Raw genomic sequence first — 20,295 nt, 5'->3', positions numbered from 1 at the left:
GGGAAAGTACGATCATATAAAATCGGTGCGACACATCATGTCGGAAATAGTGCGGAAAAAGTGTCGAAAAAGTGCGTTAAGAGTGGGTAACGTGTGCAAATAATTATGTTGCTACTAACATCACCAACTACACATCACTAACACTGAATAATCAAATCATGTACGACTTCCGCAATCTGAAAAGCAAGATATGGAGGTACTGCATTGCCAACCTGCACATACTGCTCAGTACGATTACCCATAAAAATATAGTTATCCGGAAATGTCTGCAGTCTTGCGGCTTCTCTGACCGTCAGACTTCTACACTGCAAAGGGTCGGGATGAATAAAGTAGTGACCGTCCTTGGAAATATGGCTAGTAATAGTAGTTGATGGCTCATCTGCAAGCTGTACTCTGAAGCGATCGGCAAATTTCCCACTTTTCCAGCTCGTATGGTCTGGTGCCAGAAACTTGGGGAAGCTGGATGAGCTTGGAGAATATCCCATAGCCTTACCGTAGGAAGAGACAAACAGATACCGCTCAAGATCAGTATTCATGTGCCCCCTAGCCTCATGATTCAGTACCACCTTCAATTTGGGATCAACCACCCACTTCGCAAGTCGTTTCCTTCTATCAAGAGAGGCGCCACCATTCAGTGCAAGGTGAAAGGGATTAATAAAGTCCCCCCAGAACTGGCCATCCTGACACTGCGCACCCCCCGATCCAACACCTTTCAGTTCCTTGCCGGTCAGGATGCAACGCTCTCCCACCTGGAGGCCCAACACCGCTATCCACTGGCAAGTTGCCCCTGTAACGGTGAAGAGCTGGAGTTTCATATCCCTTATCAGGAAGATGATCCCTTCTCTCGGCTCCTCTTCTCTTCGTTGAAGAATCGGGAAACTGTCACGATTGAGGGGCCACAGGGCATATTTCTGCTGGATGAGAAGAGTGATCGACACCAGCTCTTTATCGCATGGGAGAGCGGCTTTGGCCCCATCAGCAGCCTGATCCAACACTTTATCTCACTGGATATGGAAAATCCGCTCTCCTTCTATTGGCTATCCAGAGAGGAGCCCTATCTGCATAACCACGCCCGCTCCTGGGGTTCTGTTCTGGAGCCGTTCCATTACCAGTGGATTGAGCCGATCACCTCTGACCCCAAAGCGCTCGCTACCCAGTTAATCCAGCAACTGCAACAGGACGTTCCGATAGAGAGCTGTGATTTTTATATAGCAGCACCGGCCCCGCTGCTGATTACGCTGAGCGAACAGCTGCTGGAGTTAGGGCTGGGAGAGACGCAACTACACGGCTCTCCACTATAATTCTGGACTGTAACCCTGCTTTGCAATGTCAGCATATTTCCTGCTGCAAAACATAATAGAGGCAGTGCTGTGTCATAATGTGGTGAGCAGAGCTGTTCTATGTTTTGGTGGCATGGAGCTCATCAATAGTCCATCAAGGAGAGTAATCGGGTGAACATGTTTTTTAAGTCCATAAGCGGGGCGATAACTGTACGAATCTTCTCTATCGTATTCGCTGTTGTTCTTGTTCTTGATGACGCATCTGCTGTCGAGAGAAGCGGTCACTCTGCACTAGAAGACATTCAACTGCTCCATAAGCTTCATCAGGCAGGAGCCTTAACGAAGGATGAGTTTGCGGAGATCAAAAAGGAAATTCTCTCCACGATTGCTAGCCCGACATTCTATGGGCCGACACCAACTGAACCCACGATTACTCGCCCGACATTCTATGGCCCGACACTTGCTGGTGCAGCAACCCTGATGATGAAAGCCCTCAACGAGAACATCAACCTCTTCTACAGCCCAACTCAGGTAGTTGCCGGCGAGGCCCCACAAGGGCACACCTTCCGTCTCGGTGGATTGGTTGCAGATGGCAGCCTGATTAGAGATACGGAAAACAGTGATGGTGGATTAACTGTTAATTTTGATGTTACTGATGAAGCAGACACTGTGACTGTTGCCTATACCGGAATCCTTCCTGATCTCTTCCGTGAGGGACAGGGCATTGTGGCACTTGGAAAGCTTGGCAATGATGGAATCTTTGTGGCTGAAGAGGTCTTGGCCAAGCATGATGAGAACTACATGCCACCAGAGGTTGCCGAGGCGCTAGAGGCTGCGAGGCGCTAGAGGCTGGCCATGAAGAGGGTAAGAGAAGAATGCTGGAGAGTAATCGAGTGAACATGTTTTTTAAGTCCATAAGCTGGGCGATAACTGTACGAATCTTCTCTATCGTATTCGCTGTTGTTCTTGTTCTTGATGACGCATCTGCTGTCGAGAGAAGCGGTCACTCTGCACTAGAAGACATTCAACTGCTCCATAAGCTTCATCAGGCAGGAGCCTTAACGAAGGATGAGTTTGCGGAGATCAAAAAGGAAATTCTCTCCACGATTGCTCGTCCGACATTCTATGGGCCGACACCAACTGAACGCGCTAATGAGCTTGTTGAGCAATGGTTCGACGAGGCATTTCAGTATATTGATCTCAGCGACAAGGAGAAGCGTGAAATTCGTTCGATGGTTAGTTATGTGGCGGATGAGAGGGATGGGGTTCCTGTTATCCGTGACGTGGTCGCCGGGAAACTCGGAGAGGTATGGATAGAGATCGATGAGATTGTCGTTCGTGACTCTCAGTTAATTGAGCAAGATATCGAAATACACAATATTGAGCTGCATCTCAACCCTGTGGTTGTCGCAGAGATTCAGCAAAAGACCGGGATCTCTCTTGATGAAGTTCATGCAAACATCACCTTGAAGACCAGTTGTGAGAACAATATCTGTAAGACATCAAACCAGCTTGATCTTCCCGGTTTTTTTTCAGTAAAAGGGAGTTCACTGGTTGGAGGGGAGAGAATACTTCGCGCAATTTTGAATAATTTGGAGTATCTCGATGATGATGAGGCTGTGGGTGCGATTGTCGCGAGCCTTACGCTTCATGAGGTGAACTATGAGATTGCTGATCTAGGAGTTATACAGCGCCTCTTCCAACTGCTTGAAGAGAAACTGGGGCTGAATAGAGCAATGATCAGAGATCGAGCTGCCATTATCTTGCAAGAGATCTCTTTAATGAAAGAGGCCGGAAAAATCACAGAGGTTAAGGGGAATAACAAGGCTGAAATCGAACAGGCATTGCTCAGTAATATTGATATTGCCTCGCAGGCGATCCAGTGGGTGTTTGGAGAGCCAGACAAGATTGTAATTTCCATTAAACCCGAGAAGCCGATGTCGCTATTGTCGATGTGGCTTACAACAGTTGCTAGTGATGGGGACAATCTTGGTGAATGGGTCGATATTGAGTTTGTCGGCATCCCATCATCTATTGAGGAAAGATCCCAAATGGAGCATTTGCATCAGCACATTGTTGATCAAGCGATTGAGGACTGGATCAGCCTTCATAAAATGACCCCCTATCAGCTACAAAGTGAAGCGCTGATAAGGGGGCAAGAGTTATATGCGATTTACTGTTCTCAATGTCATGGTGATGACTTGTTGACCACTGTTGGTGAAGATAAGCATAGTTACCTTGAGGTAAAGGCGGGAATGAGGCACGCAGACAGCCGCCAAGAAAATCAGCTACTCGAGCTTCTGAATACTCTATTGGAGGCAGGGGAAAAAGATGCTTTGGCAATGTATCTTCATTGGCTGTGGGAGCAAGAGAATTATCCGGATGAAGCGGTTGTCTTGATGCAACAGGGAATGCGACTGATTAAAGAGAAGACGGCGCCTGATGAGGCTATTGCATTGCTCAAAAAATCGGTTGAACTCGGTTATCCCGAGGCCGCAATCAACCTTTCTAACATCTATCGATTTGGTATTGACTCAGTGGAGAAAAAGGCAAAAGAGAGGCGTATACAGAAGATGTTGCGAGAGGAGATGATGCTTGAGGAGGCTGATCTGGAGAGTGAACAAATCACTAATTCCAGAAGAGAGTCTGACTCACAGAAGCTGGCACAATTGCGAGCAACCATTCGTCAGCAGATTGAGCGGGTCTGGAATAGGCCAAAAAGTGCGCCAAAAGATAGTTCATGCCGAGTAAAGGTAACCCTTGTTCCTGGTGGTCATGTTGGTAAGGTCACAGTAGTTAGCAGAAGTGGTAATGAGGCATTTGATTTGTCGGTTGTACAGGCAGTTAACCGGGCAGCTCCTTTTCCTGTACCGGGGTCTGCAGCACTGAGAAGAGAGTTAAGAGAGTTGGAGATGACATTTGAAAATTAGGCTTATCCTGTTATTGAGTATGGTTGCTACGGCTACTCAAGCCCTGAAGATAACAATTACCAGGAGGCTGTAAAAAGAACTGTGTAACTGCTCTAATCTCTCAAAAAGGAGAAGAGGGTTAGCCGTGAACAAGATGGATGACCGGCTTTGTTCCTGTTGCCTCAGCATATCGATACAGGCTTTTGATACTGGGTAGTGTGCGGCCACCCTCAAGGCGGGCGACAACGGACTGTGTGGTTCCCATGCGTTTGGCAACCTCCTCCTGGGTGAGGCCAGCTTCGACCCGTGCAGCGATTAAGGCATGGGCAACCTCGAATTCTGGCTCCATCTCTTCAAAGGCTTCGTTGACCTTTGGATCTTTCATCCACTTCTTTTTAAGTTTGGCAATACTGCTCATATCTGTATCTCCTTCACACGTTCAAGCGCAAGTCTGATGGCCGCCTTTGGGGTCTTTTGCGTCTTTTTTACAAAGGCATGGACAACCACAATCCGGCGACCGGTAACTGTGACATAGATAGCTCGGGCTATGCCGCTCTTTCCTTTCATGCGGATTTCCCAGAGCTTATCAACAAGATGCTTAACATGCGGTGCACCAACCCGCTCAGGTCCGAAAGTCTCCAGCAGTTCGCTGATATGCAGGAACCTGGCCTTCAGTGAGGGTTCCAGAGATTCCAGCTCTCGATCTACCACATGATTTAACGTCTCTACCTGCCACTTCATGGGCTAATTATAGCAAAAATGCTATATTAAGCCATGCTGTTTTGAGAATAGATGTAATTGCATGTTTTTGTGGTATTTATCCGGGATAGGATTTGAGAAGGGGCGGGCATTTTCATTTCTCTTTTGGTGTAACCGGTTGATGTTTACCGGATTACAGGCGTATGATGGAAATACGACTTGTTATGTCGTCTATTTGGGAGGATAGAATATGCCGGATTCAGCACTACGACAGATTGAGATGTTGCGGCTGGTGCCGCGTTCACCACGCTCCATTACGGTAACCAAGCTGGTTGATCAACTCTCTGGGGAGGGGTTCGAGATTACTACACGCACGGTGCAGCGTGATCTTAATGCGCTGGCCTCTATCTTTGATCTACGCAGCGAACGTGATGGCCGCACCCAGAGGTGGTTTTGGGCGGAGGATGCGGAGATGCTGGATATCCCGGGGATGGCACCACAGACTGCGCTTACCATGTTCATGACCGAACTGTTTCTCTATGACCAACTCCCCCGCTCCATCACCGGACACCTTGCCCACCACTTTGATCAGGCCCGGGAGATCCTGCGCAAGTCTGGTGACCTCACCAACTGGACTGAGAAGGTGCGAGTAGTGCCCCGTAATCAGCGCCTGATTCAGCCGAAGGTGGATGAGAATGTGTTGAGGGTGATCTATGACTCTCTGCTCCATGACCGCAAGTTTCAGGGGCGCTATCTGAAGCGTGGGGTGCGGACATCAAAGGAGTATCCAGTCAGCCCGCTTGGTCTGGTATTTCGGGATGGGGTTACCTATCTGGTGGCTACACTCAGGGATTATCCAGAGGTGCGCCAGCTTGCATTGCACCGCTTTCGCAGTGCTACCCCTCTGGATGAGAAGGTGGTACCGCCAAAGGGTTTCAAGCTGGACCACTATATCAACCAGGGGGCGTTTGACTATCCGCTGGGTGATTTTATCGATCTGGAGTTCAAGGCCAATAACTTTGTGATTGAGGCCCTCAAGGAGACGCCGATCTCACATAACCAGGGGGTACGCCCGTTTGATGACGACTGGGTCATTGTCTCCGCCCGAGTAAAGGAGACGGAGCAGCTTCACTGGTGGCTATTGGGTTATGGGGCTCAGGTACAGGTGCTGCAACCGCCACACATGCAGGAGTGGTTCAAGAAGAAGACGCGGGATATGGCGAAGCTGTACAGGTAGAAGTGGTGCCCCTCTCCACCAAAGTGATCATCCTCCTCCAATGGCGGGGCGAGGCCATTATATGTATTTGAGACAGTGGTGCAACTACATCAGGAGTTACCGATAGAGCTGAGAAGTATGAATCAGCCGCACGATCCAGAAGGATAGTGAGAGCTCATAAATAGATTTCCATTGCGGAAAATGGGTCTTCCGTATATCCTTGCGCACCTTATTTGGAGAGATGTCAGAGTGGCCGAATGAGCTCGCTTGGAAAGCGTGTGTACGGAAACGTACCGAGGGTTCGAATCCCTCTCTCTCCGCCAATAACACCAAACGAACTTTCATATGCCATAAATGGCATAACCTCAAAAGCCCCGCATTTAATCACCGCAAATTATGCGGTGATTAATCTTGACCTTGCGGTGAATACCCCCCTTAATCACCGCAAAATGTATTTGAAAAAACTGTGGCACTAACTGGGAAGTATAGATGTCGGTTGTTACTTGCCCAGAGATGTGGATCAGCCATGAACAAGATGGATGACCGGCTTTGTTCCTGTTGCCTCAGCATACCGATACAGGCTTTTGATACTGGGTAGTGTGCGGCCACCCTCAAGGCGGGCGACAACGGACTGTGTGGTTCCCATGCGTTTGGCAACCTCCTCCTGGGTGAGGCCAGCTTCGACCCGTGCAGCGATTAAGGCATGGGCAACCTCGAATTCTGGCTCCATCTCTTCAAAGGCTTCGTTGACCTTTGGATCTTTCATCCACTTCTTTTTAAGTTTGGCAATACTGCTCATATCTGTATCTCCTTCACACGTTCAAGCGCAAGTCTGATGGCCGCCTTTGGGGTCTTTTGCGTCTTTTTTACAAAGGCATGGACAACCACAATCCGGCGACCGGTAACTGTGACATAGATAGCTCGGGCTATGCCGCTCTTTCCTTTCATGCGGATTTCCCAGAGCTTATCAACAAGATGCTTAACATGCGGTGCACCAACCCGCTCAGGTCCGAAAGTCTCCAGCAGTTCGCTGATATGCAGGAACCTGGCCTTCAGTGAGGGTTCCAGAGATTCCAGCTCTCGATCTACCACATGATTTAACGTCTCTACCTGCCACTTCATGGGCTAATTATAGCAAAAATGCTATATTAAGCCATGCTGTTTTGAGAATAGATGTAATTGGATATTTTTGTGGTTTTTTATCAGTTAGATAAATATTGTTTTTAATCTTGTTTATACCATTACCCTGGCAAGATCTTCTGCGGTATCTACTCCGTGACCAGGGTCCTGCAGGGCCTCACTTAGATGTATCTTCTCCCCTTTCCAGAGAACTCTTAGCTGCTCCAGTGACTCTATCTGTTCAAGCGGGCTTGCTGGCCACTGGGTGTAGCGGTGAAGAAAACCCGCCCGGTAGGCGTAGAGCCCGATATGGCGGTAGTGTCGTGTGGGCTGCCCCTGCTGATTGTCGGTAAAGTTATCGCGGTCCCACGGGATGGGGGCACGGCTGAAGTAGAGTGCATAACCGGCCTCGTCGATTACCACCTTTACTGCATTTGGGTCGAAGAGGTCTCTCTGTGCGGTAATTGGCTGGTATAGGGTGGTCACAGAGGCATCAGGGTGGCTGTCCATATCTGTTGCGACCTGCCTGATCAACTCCGCAGGCATCTGCGGCTCATCACCCTGAAGGTTTACCACAATCTCGTCAGCGTCCAGCTGTAGCTGTTCTGCGACCTCTGCCAGCCTGTCGGTGCCAGAGGTGTGGTCTGCTCTGGTCATACATACTTCTGCCCCTAGCGCGGTCACTGCCTCTCTGATGCGCTCATCATCGGTTGCAACCAGTACTCTCTCGGCCCCACTCTCTCTGGCTCGCTCCCAGACATGGGCAACCATTGGTTTGCCATTTATATCTAGTAGCGGCTTGCCTGGAAGCCGGCTGGAGCCGTAACGGGCAGGGATGATTACACTAAATTTCATTCAAGCTCTTCTGCGCTGACTCTGCGTGCCTCGTCCTCCAGCATAACCGGAATATCGTCACGTATCGGATAGGCCAGTTTGTCTGCTCTGCAGATCAGCTCCTGTTTTGGCTTGTCGTAGACCAGAGGCCCCTTGCACAGTGGGCACACCAGTATAGCGAGTAATTTATTGTCTACCATTGTCTATTAGCCTTACAAGTTGTTCTATGGGGGAAGGGATTATCCCCCAAACCCCCATCCCATGGGGCTTTTTCAGAGATTACTTAGTCTCTGTTTCAGCTTTTGTGTAATCTTTTCGTCCAGCTCTGCAGTTACCGGGGCTACCCAGATATCTATCCCCTGCCCCAAATTCAGCTCTCTCATCTTGACTGCATCCTTCTCTGTGGTGACCACAGGGTGGCCATCGGCAAAATTCAGCTCCTCTGCATTATACTGATGATGGTCAGGAAACGGATGGGTAATTACCTCGATACCAGCGCTCCTCAACATTGTGAAAAAACGCTCCGGGTTGCCTATTCCGGCAACGGCGTGGACGGTCCTGCCTGTAATATCATCCAGCGATATCTTCTCGCTAGACTGCTCTCCCAACAGATAGAGCGGTTGCGGCTGGAGCCTCATGTTATCGCCATTTACCACCACAACATCAACCTGCTGCAGACGACTCGCCCTTTCACGCAGAGGACCTGCAGGCAGGCAGAGGCGGCTCCCCAGGCGACGCTCGCCATCTATGACTGCGATCTCTATATCCCTGCCCATTCTGTAGTGTTGAAGTCCATCATCAGAGAGGATCAGATCACAGCTCTGGTCCATAACCGCCCGGTCTGCAACAGTCACTCTATCTACTCCAACATATACCGGTACTCCGGTTGTGGAGGCGATCAGTAGCGGCTCATCCCCTACCTCTTCGGCACTGCTATTTACGCTTACCCTGGATATCTCCTCTGTGCTCTTGCGACCATAACCGCGGCTAATCACAGCCGGACGGTATCCCTGTTGCTGAAGCCAGCTGGCCAAAGCGATGATGAGTGGGGTCTTGCCGGTGCCACCGACAGTGATATTACCAACCACAATAACCGGCACTGCCGCCCTTCTGCTCTTTACCAGCCCTGTGCGATAACCGCTGCGACGGATCTCCACCAACAGGCAGAAAAGCCAGCTTACGGGGAGCAGCACAATCATTGGCAGCAGATAGAGTGGTCTCTTTTTGTACCACTGCCTGTCGTACCAGACTGTTTCAAAAAATTGCCGAATCATAGGTTTGGTCAGTTTACATCACTCCAGATCTTTTGGCTGAATTGACGCCATGGAACTGGGAGCTCGGCTCTCCCCAGACGGATCTGCAGGGAGCCGGTATGGGCGGTCTCAAACAGCCTGACTCCGCCTCTGCGGTAACGCTCTACCACCTTCTGCTTTGGAAAACGGTAACGATTTTTGTACCCTACCGGGAAGGCCGCCCAAGCGGGAGATACCGCATCTATCCACTCTGCAGTTGATGAGGTGTTGCTGCCGTGGTGCGGGACCACCACTCCATCAACATCGAGCAGCTCTGGAGATGTTGACAGCAGATGGTGCTCTGCCTCTTTCTCTATATCCCCGGTCAGCAGCAGCGATTCACCACCTGCATCTATTCTGATTACGCAGGAGCCATTATTGCCCTTGAAGCGGTCCGGACTATCCGGATGGATAACTGTAATGGAGACTCCATTCCACATCCAGCTCTCACCAGCCAGACAGTTGGTTGCGCCGGTAACCTGTTCCGGTACAGATGATATTGACTCCACAACTGGCAGTGCTTTCATCAGGGCATCCATACCGCCTATATGGTCACGGTCATCATGGCCGATGACCAGAAGATCAACCCTCTTCCACCCTCTGGATTTCAGAAAGGGGACCACTACCGCATCACCAGCATTGAAGGTTGCACTAAAGCGGTTTCCGGTATCGTAGACCATCACCTTGTCCATGCTCTCGACTACCGTCGACAGCCCCTGCCCCACATCCAGCACTGTCACCCAGGCCTCATCCTTGTCTGGTCGCTCTGGCGAGAGCAATAGCAGAGGCAGCAGGGCAACAACTCCTGGCCAGCGTCTGCTCCAGCCTACAGGAGAGAGAATCAGAATTGCCCCAACCATAGCCAATAGTACGGTCCATAGTTCCGGTTGGTGAAAACCGAAGTGGGATAGAGCCAGGTCTGAAAACCACTCCAGTAGCGGCCATATCCACTCAAACATCTCTGCAGATAACCGCAGCAGTTGCTCGGCCCCAGATATTGAGAGCAGGTGAAGCAGTGATGCCAGAAGATTTAGCGGAACAACAATCAGGCTAACCCAAGGCACAGCGATAATATTGGCAACAGGGGCGATCAGTGAACCCTGGCGAAACAGGAAGAGCAGCATTGGCAACATTCCGATCGCAAGACCCCACTGGATGCGAATCATGGTTAGCCACTTTGATTCGCCCCCCCTGCGCTCTGCCACCCCATACAGGATGAGCCCAACCGCCCCAAACGAGAGCCAGAAACCGGCCGAGAGAACTGCAAATGGGTCCAACAGCAGAATCGCAATCAGTGCGGTGAAGTATATTGTCCACGGGGCAACAGCCCTCTTTAGCAAAATCATCGCCATAACAACCGAGACCATAATCAGGGCGCGCTGGGTAGGGATGGCAAAACCTGCAAGGGCGGCGTACCCCAGGGCACCGAGAAAACCACCAACTGCCCCAGCCTGCTGAGCCGGAACCATTAGCAACAGTCTGCTCGGTATGGACCAGAGCCAGCGAAAGAGAAAGAAGAACAATCCCGATACCAGCCCAATATGGAGACCGGAGATTGCCATAAGGTGGCTGGTGCCGGTCTGCCTGAATACATCCCACTCTCTCTCTTCAATCCCCTGTCTGTCGCCAACGGCCAGTGCCGAGAGGATACCGTCTGCACGCTCTGATCTGCTGTTTTCACCAATCCATCTGGTGAGCTCTGCACGCAGTGAATCCAGGCCTGATGAAGATGGGTTCAGAACTCTGTTACCCGGGTCCTTACGTACATATCCAGTAGCACGGATCCCTTGCTGGAATAGCCACTTCTCGTAATCGAAACCTCCTGGATTCATAAAGCCGTGTGGTTGCTTGAGACGAACCCGCAGTGACCATCTCTCGCCCGCCTTGACCTCTCTCTGGGTACGATACCAGCTGATGCGGGCAAGTGCTGGCAGATCAACCAGCTCTCCCTTGTACTCAGCACTCTCTATCTGGAACAGAAACCGGAGTGAGCCATTACTCTTGCGCTGGGGGATATCTACCACCTCTCCTACTAGCTGCAGATCCTTTTTCTCCAGCTCATCAGGCAGGGAGACCGCAAGCCGCAGCTCTGCCATGAATGCTGCCCAGAGGAATCCGGCAACCAGCCAGACAAGCGGGCGCCCCCACTCTGTTCTGTGACTGATAACAGCAAGGGGGAGCAGAATAACTCCCCATACTGGTGACGGCAGCTGCTGTTGCTGAAACAGCATTACCATGCCAAACAGCAGTGAAACCGCAGCAACTGCAACAGGTGGAATTTTTGTAATTAAGTTGTAACCTTTGATATGTATCATGGAATATATAAGGTACAGTGAATATAATCAGAGAATATGCCAAAACATATCATTAAACGGTATATGCCGAACCATGAAACCATACGGGAGCACAAGCACCTTCGTATCTTTGGCACTATGCTGCATTCTGCTGATCTCTGGCATCTCAATCGTCACTCGGTTGCCGGGGCCTTTGGGGTTGGGCTCTTTATGGCGTGGGTACCTGTACCCTTCCAGATGATTCTGGCCGCTGCCGCCGCAATTTTCTTTAGTGTAAATCTGCCAATAGCGGTTGGACTGGTCTGGGTCACCAACCCATTCACCATGCCCTTTCTGTTCTGGTTCGCCTACTGGGTTGGATCCAGCATGCTCGGAACACCACCCATCAACGTGGAGTTTGAGCTCTCTTATAGCTGGCTGGAGACCATTCTGCCACTTATATGGAAGCCCTTTCTGCTGGGGTGTCTGTTTAACGGTGTTATCGCCGCTACAATTGGATATTTCGGAATGCGCTGGTTCTGGATCTGGCATGTGGGACGTCAGTGGAGAAGACGGGCCTCTTTGAGACGCTCCTCTTAACCCTCCTCCAGCACCCCATCTACCAGCTTGAGCACCCTGTCCATTCTGCTGGCAAGCATCTGGTCGTGGGTTACCAATACCAGACTGGTTCCAACCTCTCTGTTTAGCTCCAGCATAAGATCGTATACCTGCTCTGCACTCTCCCGGTCCAGATTTCCGGTGGGCTCGTCCGCCAACACTGCCAGTGGATTGGTGATCAGCGCCCGTGCCACGGCTGCACGCTGACGCTCACCACCGGAGAGCGCTGCAGGCTTGTGGTCAAGACGATGCCCCAGACCAACCCGCCGCAGAATATCTGCCGCCTGCTGTTCTGCCTCGGAACGCGAGGTTCGTCTGATCAGCAACGGCATGGAGACATTCTCCAGGGCGGTGAATTCCGGAAGCAGATGGTGAAATTGGTAGATAAAACCGAGCTGGCGGTTACGGAGGTGACTTCTTCTGTTCTCCGAGAGTGTGGCGAGATCAACCCCGTCAATCTTGACCGCGCCACTGGTCGGCAGATCCAGCCCTCCGAGGAGGTGAAGCAGGGTCGATTTTCCTGAGCCGGAGGCGCCGACAATTGCGATCTTCTCTCCCTTGGCAAGTGACAGCTCAACTCTGCGCAACACCTCAACCCGGCTACTGCCGTCATCAAAGGTGCGGGATAGGTCACGACACTGGAGAACTGGTCCGTCACTCATAGCGCAGTGACTCCGCAGGCTGTACCCGTGACCCTTTCCATGCCGGGTAGATAGTGGCTAGCAGACTCAACACCAACGAAACCCCGGCAATCATGGTTACATCCGACCAGCGCATGTCCGATGGGACGGCATTGATGTAGTAGATATCGGCCGAGAGGAATTGCGTATCGAACAGCTGTTCAATAGCCGGGATCAGGGTCTCTACATTGAGAGCCAGAGAGATCCCTCCAAGAACGCCAAGCAGGGTTCCCACAACTCCGATCACCGTTCCCTGGACTATAAAGATGGCAAGAATATCGCGGGGGCGCTCTCCCAGGGTGCGGAGGATTGCGATATCAGACTCTTTGTCGGTAACAACCATCACCATGGTTGATACGATATTAAATGCAGCCACCGCCACAATCAGCATGAGGATTATGAACATCACCCGCTTCTCCATCTGGATGGCGCTGAAGAAGTTGGCATGCTGGCGGGTCCAGTCTGTCACCCTGAACGCCCTGTTTGAGTCGTTTGCAATCTCTCGGCTCACCTCTGGAGCCTTGAACATGTCACTCAGGCGCAGTCGCACCCCTGTCACCTCATCACCCATGCGGAACAGTTTTCCGCTATCTCGCAGCGAAAGCAGTGCCAGTCCACTATCGAACTCGTACATCCCCACCTCAAACAGCCCCACTACAGTGAAGCGTTTCATGCGCGGCACCAATCCGGCTGGAGTAACACTCCCTTTTGGAATCATCAGGGTCACCTTGTCACCGAGACCTGCGCCCAGCCTGGATGCCAGCTCAGTCCCCAGAACAATGCCGAAGCGAGTCTGATTAAGTGCCTCCAGCTCCCCCTCCACCATCTGCTCCGAGACCTCGGAGACATTGCGCTCCTCGGCAGGGTCAATCCCACGGATCATCACCCCAAAGGCTTGATCACCACTACTCAACATCCCCTGCCCCTCTATGTAGGGGGCAGCACCAAGCACCTGATCATTCTCCATTGCTGTCTCTGCCACCTCCCTCCAGCGCGGCAGAGTATCCTCAAGACCGAGCAGGCTTGTATGTGCGGCCATCCCCAGAATACGCTCACGAAGCTCTTTTTCGAAGCCATTCATTACAGAGAGCACGGTAATGAGAGCGGTCACGCCCAGCGCAATCCCCAACATCGAGGTCAGGGAGATAAAGGAGATAAAGTTGTTTTTCCGGCGTGCCCTCGTATAGCGCAGGCCAATACGGAATTCCAGTCCTCGAATCATCGCTGCAGTATACATGAAGGTCCCTATTTTTCGCGTTTCTAATCGTGGATCCAGTTAAAATGCGCAGATGGCTACCCCCTCCACCACCTCCATTCTCCACCCCCCACTCCCCAAGGGTGATGGTGATCGAATTCACTGGGCACAGCTCTATGGAAGTGCTGCAGGCCTGCTGATTAAAAATGCGGCAGAGAGAGCTGATGGCCCGCTGCTGGTGGTGGTCAAGGACACTCCGACACTTAATATACTTGAGGAGCAGGTACGTTTTTATGGGGGTGGTTCCTCAATCCCGATCCTCACCTTCCCGGACCAGGAGACCCTGCCATACGACCGTTTCTCTCCTCACCCCGACATCACCTCTCGCCGTCTTGAGGTGATGACCAGGCTCCCCACCATGAAACGGGGCATTGTACTTGCTGCAGCACCTACAGTGATGCAACGCATTCCGCCACGAACATATGTTGATCTCCACTCTTTTAGCCTCTCGACTGGCGAAAATCTGCATCGGGATAAATTGAGACTGCGTCTGGAGCAGAGCGGATACCACTCAGTATCCCAGGTTATTGAACATGGCGAGTATGCCTTTCGTGGCTCAATCATCGATCTCTTCCCTATGGGTGCAGATGCCCCCTACCGGATAGATCTGTTTGATGACGAGGTTGAATCACTGAGAATATTTGACCCGGAGAGCCAGCGTACAACCAGCCAGGTAGAGAATATCAATCTGCTGCCGGCCCGGGAGTTCCCGATGAGCGAGGATGGGATAAGCCATTTTCGTCGCAGCTGGCGTGCAACCTTTGAGGGTGACCCCCAGGCGAGTGCGATATACAGAGATATTAGCCAGGGGCTTGCCCCATCCGGCATTGAGTACTATCTACCACTGTTCTTTGATGAGACTGTCACCCTGTTTGATTATCTGCCGGAGCGCCATCTTCTTGTCTGCGGAGAGGAGATAGAGAGCAGCGCCAACCAGTTCCGGGAGGAGATTCACGAACGCCATCAGGATCAGTTCTTTGACCAGAGTCGCTCGGTTCTTCCGCCTGATGAGATTTTTCTGAAAACTGATGAGCTGTTTGCAGCCATCAACCGCTCCCCCATTGCACAGCTGGACCGTTTTGAGAGTGAAGAGAGAGCCGGCCATTTTAATCTGCAGAGCCGCAAACCGATGCAGCTGGGGGCAAGTTCCAGATCCGATAATCCACTCCAGCGGCTTACCGGATTTATGGAGGAGTTTAGTGGTCGTACCGTTATTGCTGCAGAGTCGGCTGGACGAAGGGAGGCTCTGCTGGAGCTGTTTCGTGCCCGCTCAATTCACCCCCACCCCGTAACTGACTGGAGTCAATTCCTGGATGGAGAGGAGGCGCTCTCCATTATGGTGGCTCCGCTGGATGACGGCCTCCTGCTGGAGAGGCCGTCAATAGCTGTTATTACAGAGTCACAACTGTTTGGAGAGCAGGTTCTGCAGCGACGCAGACGCTCCAAAAAGGGTGGCATCAATGCAGATGCAGTAATTCACCACCTCTCGGAGCTGAAGATTGGGGACCCTGTGGTCCACCTTGACCACGGCATTGGCCGCTACAGGGGGTTGGTATCCCTGGATGCTGGCGGCAGTCAGGCTGAATATCTGCTACTTGAGTACACCAAAGGTGACAAGCTATATGTGCCGGTAACCTCGCTCCATCTGATTGGTCGCTATACTGGAACCGACCCGGAGAAGGCCCCTATTCACCGTCTTGGCAGTGATCAGTGGCAGAAGGCGCGCAAGAAGGCTGCGCAGAAGGTACGTGATGTTGCTGCAGAGTTGCTGGAGATCTATGCCCGTCGGGCTGCCAAACAGGGGCATGCAATATCAGAACCTGATATCGAGTATCAACAGTTTTCATCCCAGTTTCCGTTTGAGGAGACCCCGGACCAGGCAGATGCCATTGATGCAGTAGTTGAGGATATGGTCTCTGAACAGCCCATGGACCGCCTTATATGTGGTGATGTCGGATTCGGCAAGACCGAGGTGGCGATGCGCGCAGCGTTCCTTACGGTTCAGAGTGGACGCCAGATTGCTGTGCTGGTCCCTACCACTCTGCTGGCTCAGCAGCATTATGAGAATTTCAGTGACCGCTTCGCCGACTGGCCATTCAAGATCGAGGTGCTATCTCGATTCAAGACAAAAAAAGAGACTAATCATACTCTTGAACAGCTGGCCAGTGGCAAGGTGGATATCGTAATTGGTACCCACAAGCTGATCCAGAAATCTGTCAAATTCAAGAATCTGGGGATGGTTATCATTGATGAGGAGCACCGCTTCGGGGTGCGCCAGAAGGAGCAGTTCAAGAAGCTGCGCTCGGAGGTTGATGTACTTACTCTGACTGCCACCCCTATTCCACGCACCCTCAACATGAGCATGTCCGGTCTGCGTGACCTCTCCATTATCGCCACTCCACCAACCAACCGGGTTGCTATCAAGACTTTTGTCCGCGAATGGGATCCAGCACTGATTCGCGAAGCCTGTCTGCGCGAGATTCGTCGTGGTGGCCAGGTCTACTTTCTGCACAATAAGGTGGAGACCATAGACAAGACCGCCAGAGAGCTGCGTGAGCTCCTGCCGGAGGCGACCATAGAGGTTGCTCACGGACAGATGCGAGAGCATGATCTGGAGCGAGTGATGAAGGATTTCTACCACCGTCGCTTCAATATTCTGGTCTGCACCACCATCATCGAGACCGGTATCGATATACCGACTGCCAATACCATCATCATGGATCGGGCTGATCGCCTGGGGTTAGCTCAACTATATCAGCTACGTGGCCGGGTTGGGCGCTCTCACCATCGAGCCTATGCCTATCTGATAATTCCCCCAAAAAACCAGGTCACTCCTGATGCAGTCAAACGGCTTGAGGCAATTGAGTCGCTGGAGGAGCTCGGGGCCGGCTTTACTCTGGCAGTTCATGATATGGAGATTCGTGGTGCTGGTGAATTATTGGGAGATGACCAGAGTGGGCGCATGCAGGAGATCGGTTTTGATCTTTATGCCGAGATGCTGGAGCGGGCAGTTGAAGACCTCAAGAGCGGCACTCAAACCAATCTGGAGGAGCCGCTTGAACAGCAGGTAGAGATTGATCTCGGTGAGCCCGCCCTGCTTCCAAACGATTACCTCCCGGATGTGAATGCCAGACTGGTACTTTACAAACGAATTGCTGCAGCCCGCAACCAGGATGAACTGAATGAGCTCCAGGTTGAGATGGTGGACCGCTTTGGACTGTTGCCCCCAGTGGCAAAAAATCTGATGAATGCTACAGCTCTGAAGCTGGTGGCGGCTCCATTGGGTGTCAGCAAGATCGAGATAAGTGATGATGGTGCCGTACTGCTGATTGGCAAGGATCACAAGGTGGATCCACTAAAGCTCATAACCATAATTCAGCAGCAACCCAAACGGTATCAGCTGAGTGGGCAGGATCGGCTCAGGGTAGTTGAAGAGATGGGTGACAGCGAGGAGCGCAGAGGGAAAATTGAGAAATTGCTGGAAGAGATAAAACAGTAAAACCGGTTACAGCGGCCCTTGTTTGCTGAAATCAAGGTAACGGTAGATCTCTGCCGAATTTTCGGTTATCTCGTCTGCGTATTGCATGTACTCGTCTACGCTAGGGATTCGCCCCATGATTGCTGTTACTGCGGAGAGCTCGGCAGATGCCAGATATACATTGGCTCCGGTTCCGAGACGGTTGGGGAAGTTTCTGGTTGAGGTGGATAGTGCAGTGCTGTTGTCCTCTATACGGGCCTGATTTCCCATGCAGAGCGAGCAGCCAGGAGTCTCCAGTCGCGCCTCAACCCTCTCGAAAGTTTTGTATACCCCCTCCTCTACAAGCAGCCCCTTGTCCATTTTGGTTGGTGGTGCAATCCAGAGCCTTACCGGCAGCTCATCAACCCCCTTCAGCAGTTGTCCTGCAGCCCGGAAGTGGCCGATATTGGTCATGCAGGAGCCGATAAAGACCTCGTCAATCTTCTCTCCAGCCACCTCTGACAGTTTGCGGGCGTCATCAGGGTCGTTGGGGGCACAGAGAATTGGCTCGGTTATCTCCGCCAGATCAATCTCGATTGTCTCTACATACTCTGCCCCACTGTCTGCCCGCACCAGTTCGGGGGCCTCAAGCCATGACTCCATCGCATCAATTCTGCGCTCCAGGGTTGTCCTGCTCTGGTACCCCTGATCGACCATCCACTTCAACAGTGCACTGTTTGAGCGCAGATATTCGGCAACACTCTCTTCACTGAGATTGATGGTTGCGGCAGTGGCGGAACGCTCTGCTGTAGCATCGGTCAGCTCAAAGGCCTGTTCCACGGTGAGCTCCTCCAGCCCCTCTATCTCCAGAATCCGTCCAGAGAATATGTTCTTCTTGCCCGCCTTCTCCACCGTCAACAGCCCCTGCTGGATTGCCATATACGGGATTGCATGGACCAGATCACGCAGGGTTATCCCGGGCTGCATCTCCCCCTTGAATCTGACCAGAACAGATTCCGGCATATCCAGCGGCATCACCCCGGTGGCGGCCGCAAAGGCGACCAGACCGGAGCCGGCAGGAAAGGAGATGCCGAGCGGGAAACGGGTATGGGAGTCGCCTCCGGTACCGACCCTGTCTGGCAGCAGCATGCGATTCAGCCAGGAGTGGATGATGCCATCCCCCGGTTTAAGCGAGATGCCGTTGCGTTGAATCATGAACCCGGGCAGGGTCTGTTGAGTCTCGATATCTACCGGGCGCGGATAGGCTGCGGTATGACAAAATGACTGCATTACAAGGTCGGCACTGAACTCCAGACAGGCGAGGTCTTTCAGTTCATCACGAGTCATGGGGCCGGTGGTATCCTGCGAACCCACGGTGGATATTCCTGGCTCACAGTAGTCGCCCGGAACAACACCCTTGAGACCACAAGCCCTCCCCACCAGTTTTTGAGCCAGGGTATATCCACCTGCCGGCTCACTCTGCAGTGTCGAGATGAAAACTGTCGAGTGGCCCAACCCCAGTGATTCACGCGCCCGCTCTGTCAGGGCCCGTCCGATGATCAGGGGAATTCTCCCACCCGCCTGAACCTCATCACGCAATACCTCTGTCTTGAGTGAGAAGGTGGTAATCAGCTCATCCGTATCGTGTTCTCTAATCTCCCCCCGTAGCGGGTAGAGATCAATCACCTGACCCATATCGAGCCGGGAGACATCCATCTCGATCGGCAGGGTTCCAGCATCCTCCAGGGTGTTGAAGAAGATAGGTGCTATCTTGCCCCCAAAGCAGTAGCCGCCATCTCTCTTGTTTGGAATATGTGGCAGGTCATTTCCGGTATGCCAGAGGAGCGAGTTGGTGGCCGACTTGCGGGATGATCCTGTGCCTACCACATCTCCAACATAGACCAGCTGAAAACCCTTCTCCTTGAGCCTCTCAATCTCATCCAGAGGTTTTTCACTTAATCCATCCCGTCTCATCTTCAGCATGGATAGCGCATGCAGTGGAATATCCGGACGGGTCCATGCATGCATTCCAGGAGAGAGGTCATCGGTGTTGGTTTCACCAGGAACCTTGAAAACTGTCAGGGTGACTCTCTCCGGTACCCCGCTACGCCCTGTGAACCACTCTGCCTCTGCCCATGATTGCATGAGTGTGGCTGCATGTGGGTTGCCAGCTCTCATCTTCTCTTCAACATGGGTGAAGGCGTCATACACCAGAATGGTTTGTGACAGCGCCTCAACCGCGGCATCCGCCAGCTTGTCGTCATCAAGTGCCGCAACAAGTGGATTTATATTGTATCCACCCCTCATGGTTCCAAGAATCTCTATTGCCTGCAGAGAGGATATCAATGGTGAGGTCACCTCACCTCTGACTATTCTGGCCAGAAAACCGGCCTTTACCTCTGCAGCACTATCTACGCCTGGTGGAACTCTCTCTCTGAGCAGCTCAAGCAGAAATGCGCCACTCTCTCCCTCAAGCTCTGGATCTGCAAGCATGGATACCAGCTCTGAGGTCTGCTCTGCAGTGAGTGGCTTTGGGGGTATGCCCTGTGCCGCCCTCTCCTCCGCCTCCTTGTTATATGATTCCAGCATGATCAATTACTGTAGCCACATAAGTGTTGACGGTGTTGTATGTACAGTCTTCTGTGGCCATGGACGGCCACAGT

At 52.1% G+C, this 20,295-nt stretch carries 18 protein-coding genes and 1 tRNA gene; 7 read left to right on the top strand and 12 right to left on the bottom strand.

All coding sequences use genetic code 11. From position 1 onward, the window contains the following. Positions 1-137 precede the first annotated feature (137 nt). Entirely contained in the window at positions 138-815 is a 678-nt protein-coding gene (locus tag H8D24_04390) for a DNA cytosine methyltransferase (GenBank protein MBC8519631.1), read from the bottom strand. Positions 816-863: 48 nt separating this feature from the next. On the opposite strand from H8D24_04390, the gene H8D24_04385 reads away from it, so the two are divergent. From H8D24_04385 to H8D24_04375, 3 genes are all read left to right on the top strand, one after another. After that, positions 864-1,301, top strand: a complete 438-nt coding sequence (locus H8D24_04385) for a hypothetical protein (GenBank protein MBC8519630.1) — start codon at positions 864-866, stop codon at positions 1,299-1,301. Between the two features lie 156 nt (positions 1,302-1,457). Next, positions 1,458-2,126 carry a cytochrome c maturation protein CcmE gene (gene ccmE / locus H8D24_04380; protein MBC8519629.1) on the top strand — a complete coding sequence of 223 codons (669 nt, stop codon included), beginning with the start codon at positions 1,458-1,460 and terminating at the stop codon, positions 2,124-2,126. 47 nt (positions 2,127-2,173) lie between these two features. Continuing rightward, positions 2,174-4,210: a TonB family protein gene (locus H8D24_04375; protein ID MBC8519628.1), complete on the top strand. Its 2,037-nt coding sequence runs from the start codon at positions 2,174-2,176 to the stop codon at positions 4,208-4,210. Positions 4,211-4,328: 118 nt separating this feature from the next. Here H8D24_04375 and H8D24_04370 read toward each other — a convergent pair whose 3' ends face one another. Together H8D24_04370 and H8D24_04365 are read right to left on the bottom strand one after the other, a co-directional pair. Continuing rightward, positions 4,329-4,607, bottom strand: coding sequence for a helix-turn-helix transcriptional regulator (locus H8D24_04370; protein ID MBC8519627.1), 279 nt, complete (start codon positions 4,605-4,607; stop codon positions 4,329-4,331). Further along, positions 4,604-4,930, bottom strand: a complete 327-nt coding sequence (locus tag H8D24_04365) for a type II toxin-antitoxin system RelE/ParE family toxin (GenBank protein ID MBC8519626.1) — start codon at positions 4,928-4,930, stop codon at positions 4,604-4,606. Before H8D24_04365 ends, H8D24_04370 begins: the two co-directional genes overlap by 4 nt. 208 nt (positions 4,931-5,138) lie before the next feature. Here H8D24_04365 and H8D24_04360 point away from each other — a divergent pair, with 208 nt between their 5' ends. Further along, positions 5,139-6,125, top strand: coding sequence for a WYL domain-containing protein (locus tag H8D24_04360; GenBank protein MBC8519625.1), 987 nt, complete (start codon positions 5,139-5,141; stop codon positions 6,123-6,125). A gap of 214 nt (positions 6,126-6,339) precedes the next feature. Further along, a tRNA-Ser gene (locus H8D24_04355) sits at positions 6,340-6,427 on the top strand. 197 nt (positions 6,428-6,624) lie between these two features. Here H8D24_04355 and H8D24_04350 read toward each other — a convergent pair. From H8D24_04350 to H8D24_04325, 6 genes are all read right to left on the bottom strand, one after another. Next, entirely contained in the window at positions 6,625-6,903 is a 279-nt protein-coding gene (locus H8D24_04350; protein MBC8519624.1) for a helix-turn-helix transcriptional regulator, read from the bottom strand. Beyond that, on the bottom strand, positions 6,900-7,226 hold the full coding sequence (locus tag H8D24_04345; GenBank protein MBC8519623.1) for a type II toxin-antitoxin system RelE/ParE family toxin: 327 nt from the start codon (positions 7,224-7,226) through the stop codon (positions 6,900-6,902). Before H8D24_04345 ends, H8D24_04350 begins: the two co-directional genes overlap by 4 nt. A 111-nt stretch (positions 7,227-7,337) precedes the next feature. Beyond that, positions 7,338-8,078 (bottom strand): 3-deoxy-manno-octulosonate cytidylyltransferase, encoded by a 741-nt coding sequence (kdsB, locus tag H8D24_04340; GenBank protein ID MBC8519622.1) that lies wholly within the window; start codon positions 8,076-8,078, stop codon positions 7,338-7,340. Further along, a complete protein-coding gene (locus H8D24_04335; GenBank protein ID MBC8519621.1) occupies positions 8,075-8,257 on the bottom strand; it encodes a Trm112 family protein in 183 nt (60 codons plus the stop codon). The genes kdsB and H8D24_04335 overlap by 4 nt, the downstream gene beginning before the upstream one ends. Before the next feature lie 72 nt (positions 8,258-8,329). Next, a complete protein-coding gene (locus tag H8D24_04330) occupies positions 8,330-9,331 on the bottom strand; it encodes a tetraacyldisaccharide 4'-kinase (protein MBC8519620.1) in 1,002 nt (333 codons plus the stop codon). 8 nt (positions 9,332-9,339) lie between these two features. Further along, complete coding sequence (locus H8D24_04325; protein ID MBC8519619.1) at positions 9,340-11,664, bottom strand: DNA internalization-related competence protein ComEC/Rec2; 2,325 nt, start codon at positions 11,662-11,664, stop codon at positions 9,340-9,342. Between the two features lie 36 nt (positions 11,665-11,700). Here H8D24_04325 and H8D24_04320 point away from each other — a divergent pair, with 36 nt between their 5' ends. Next, the gene (locus H8D24_04320) at positions 11,701-12,222 is read left to right on the top strand and encodes a DUF2062 domain-containing protein (GenBank protein MBC8519618.1); all 522 of its coding nucleotides are present in this window, start codon (positions 11,701-11,703) and stop codon (positions 12,220-12,222) included. Here the strand turns inward: H8D24_04320 and lolD are convergent. Together lolD and H8D24_04310 are read right to left on the bottom strand one after the other, a co-directional pair. Next, the gene (lolD, locus tag H8D24_04315) at positions 12,219-12,902 is read right to left on the bottom strand and encodes a lipoprotein-releasing ABC transporter ATP-binding protein LolD (GenBank protein ID MBC8519617.1); all 684 of its coding nucleotides are present in this window, start codon (positions 12,900-12,902) and stop codon (positions 12,219-12,221) included. The genes H8D24_04320 and lolD overlap by 4 nt on opposite strands. Further along, a complete protein-coding gene (locus tag H8D24_04310) occupies positions 12,895-14,142 on the bottom strand; it encodes a lipoprotein-releasing ABC transporter permease subunit (protein ID MBC8519616.1) in 1,248 nt (415 codons plus the stop codon). Before H8D24_04310 ends, lolD begins: the two co-directional genes overlap by 8 nt. Before the next feature lie 67 nt (positions 14,143-14,209). Here H8D24_04310 and mfd point away from each other — a divergent pair, with 67 nt between their 5' ends. Next, complete coding sequence (gene mfd / locus H8D24_04305) at positions 14,210-17,674, top strand: transcription-repair coupling factor (GenBank protein ID MBC8519615.1); 3,465 nt, start codon at positions 14,210-14,212, stop codon at positions 17,672-17,674. Positions 17,675-17,680: 6 nt separating this feature from the next. Here the strand turns inward: mfd and H8D24_04300 are convergent, their stop codons facing one another. Further along, on the bottom strand, positions 17,681-20,221 hold the full coding sequence (locus H8D24_04300) for a bifunctional aconitate hydratase 2/2-methylisocitrate dehydratase (protein ID MBC8519614.1): 2,541 nt from the start codon (positions 20,219-20,221) through the stop codon (positions 17,681-17,683). Positions 20,222-20,295 lie beyond the last annotated feature (74 nt).

The sequence above is a fragment of the Candidatus Thiopontia autotrophica genome (assembly GCA_014384675.1).
In the GTDB taxonomy this organism is placed as follows: domain Bacteria; phylum Pseudomonadota; class Gammaproteobacteria.
Note: the sequence above shows the minus strand (reverse complement) of the source record. Positions and strands in the feature narration are given on the sequence as shown.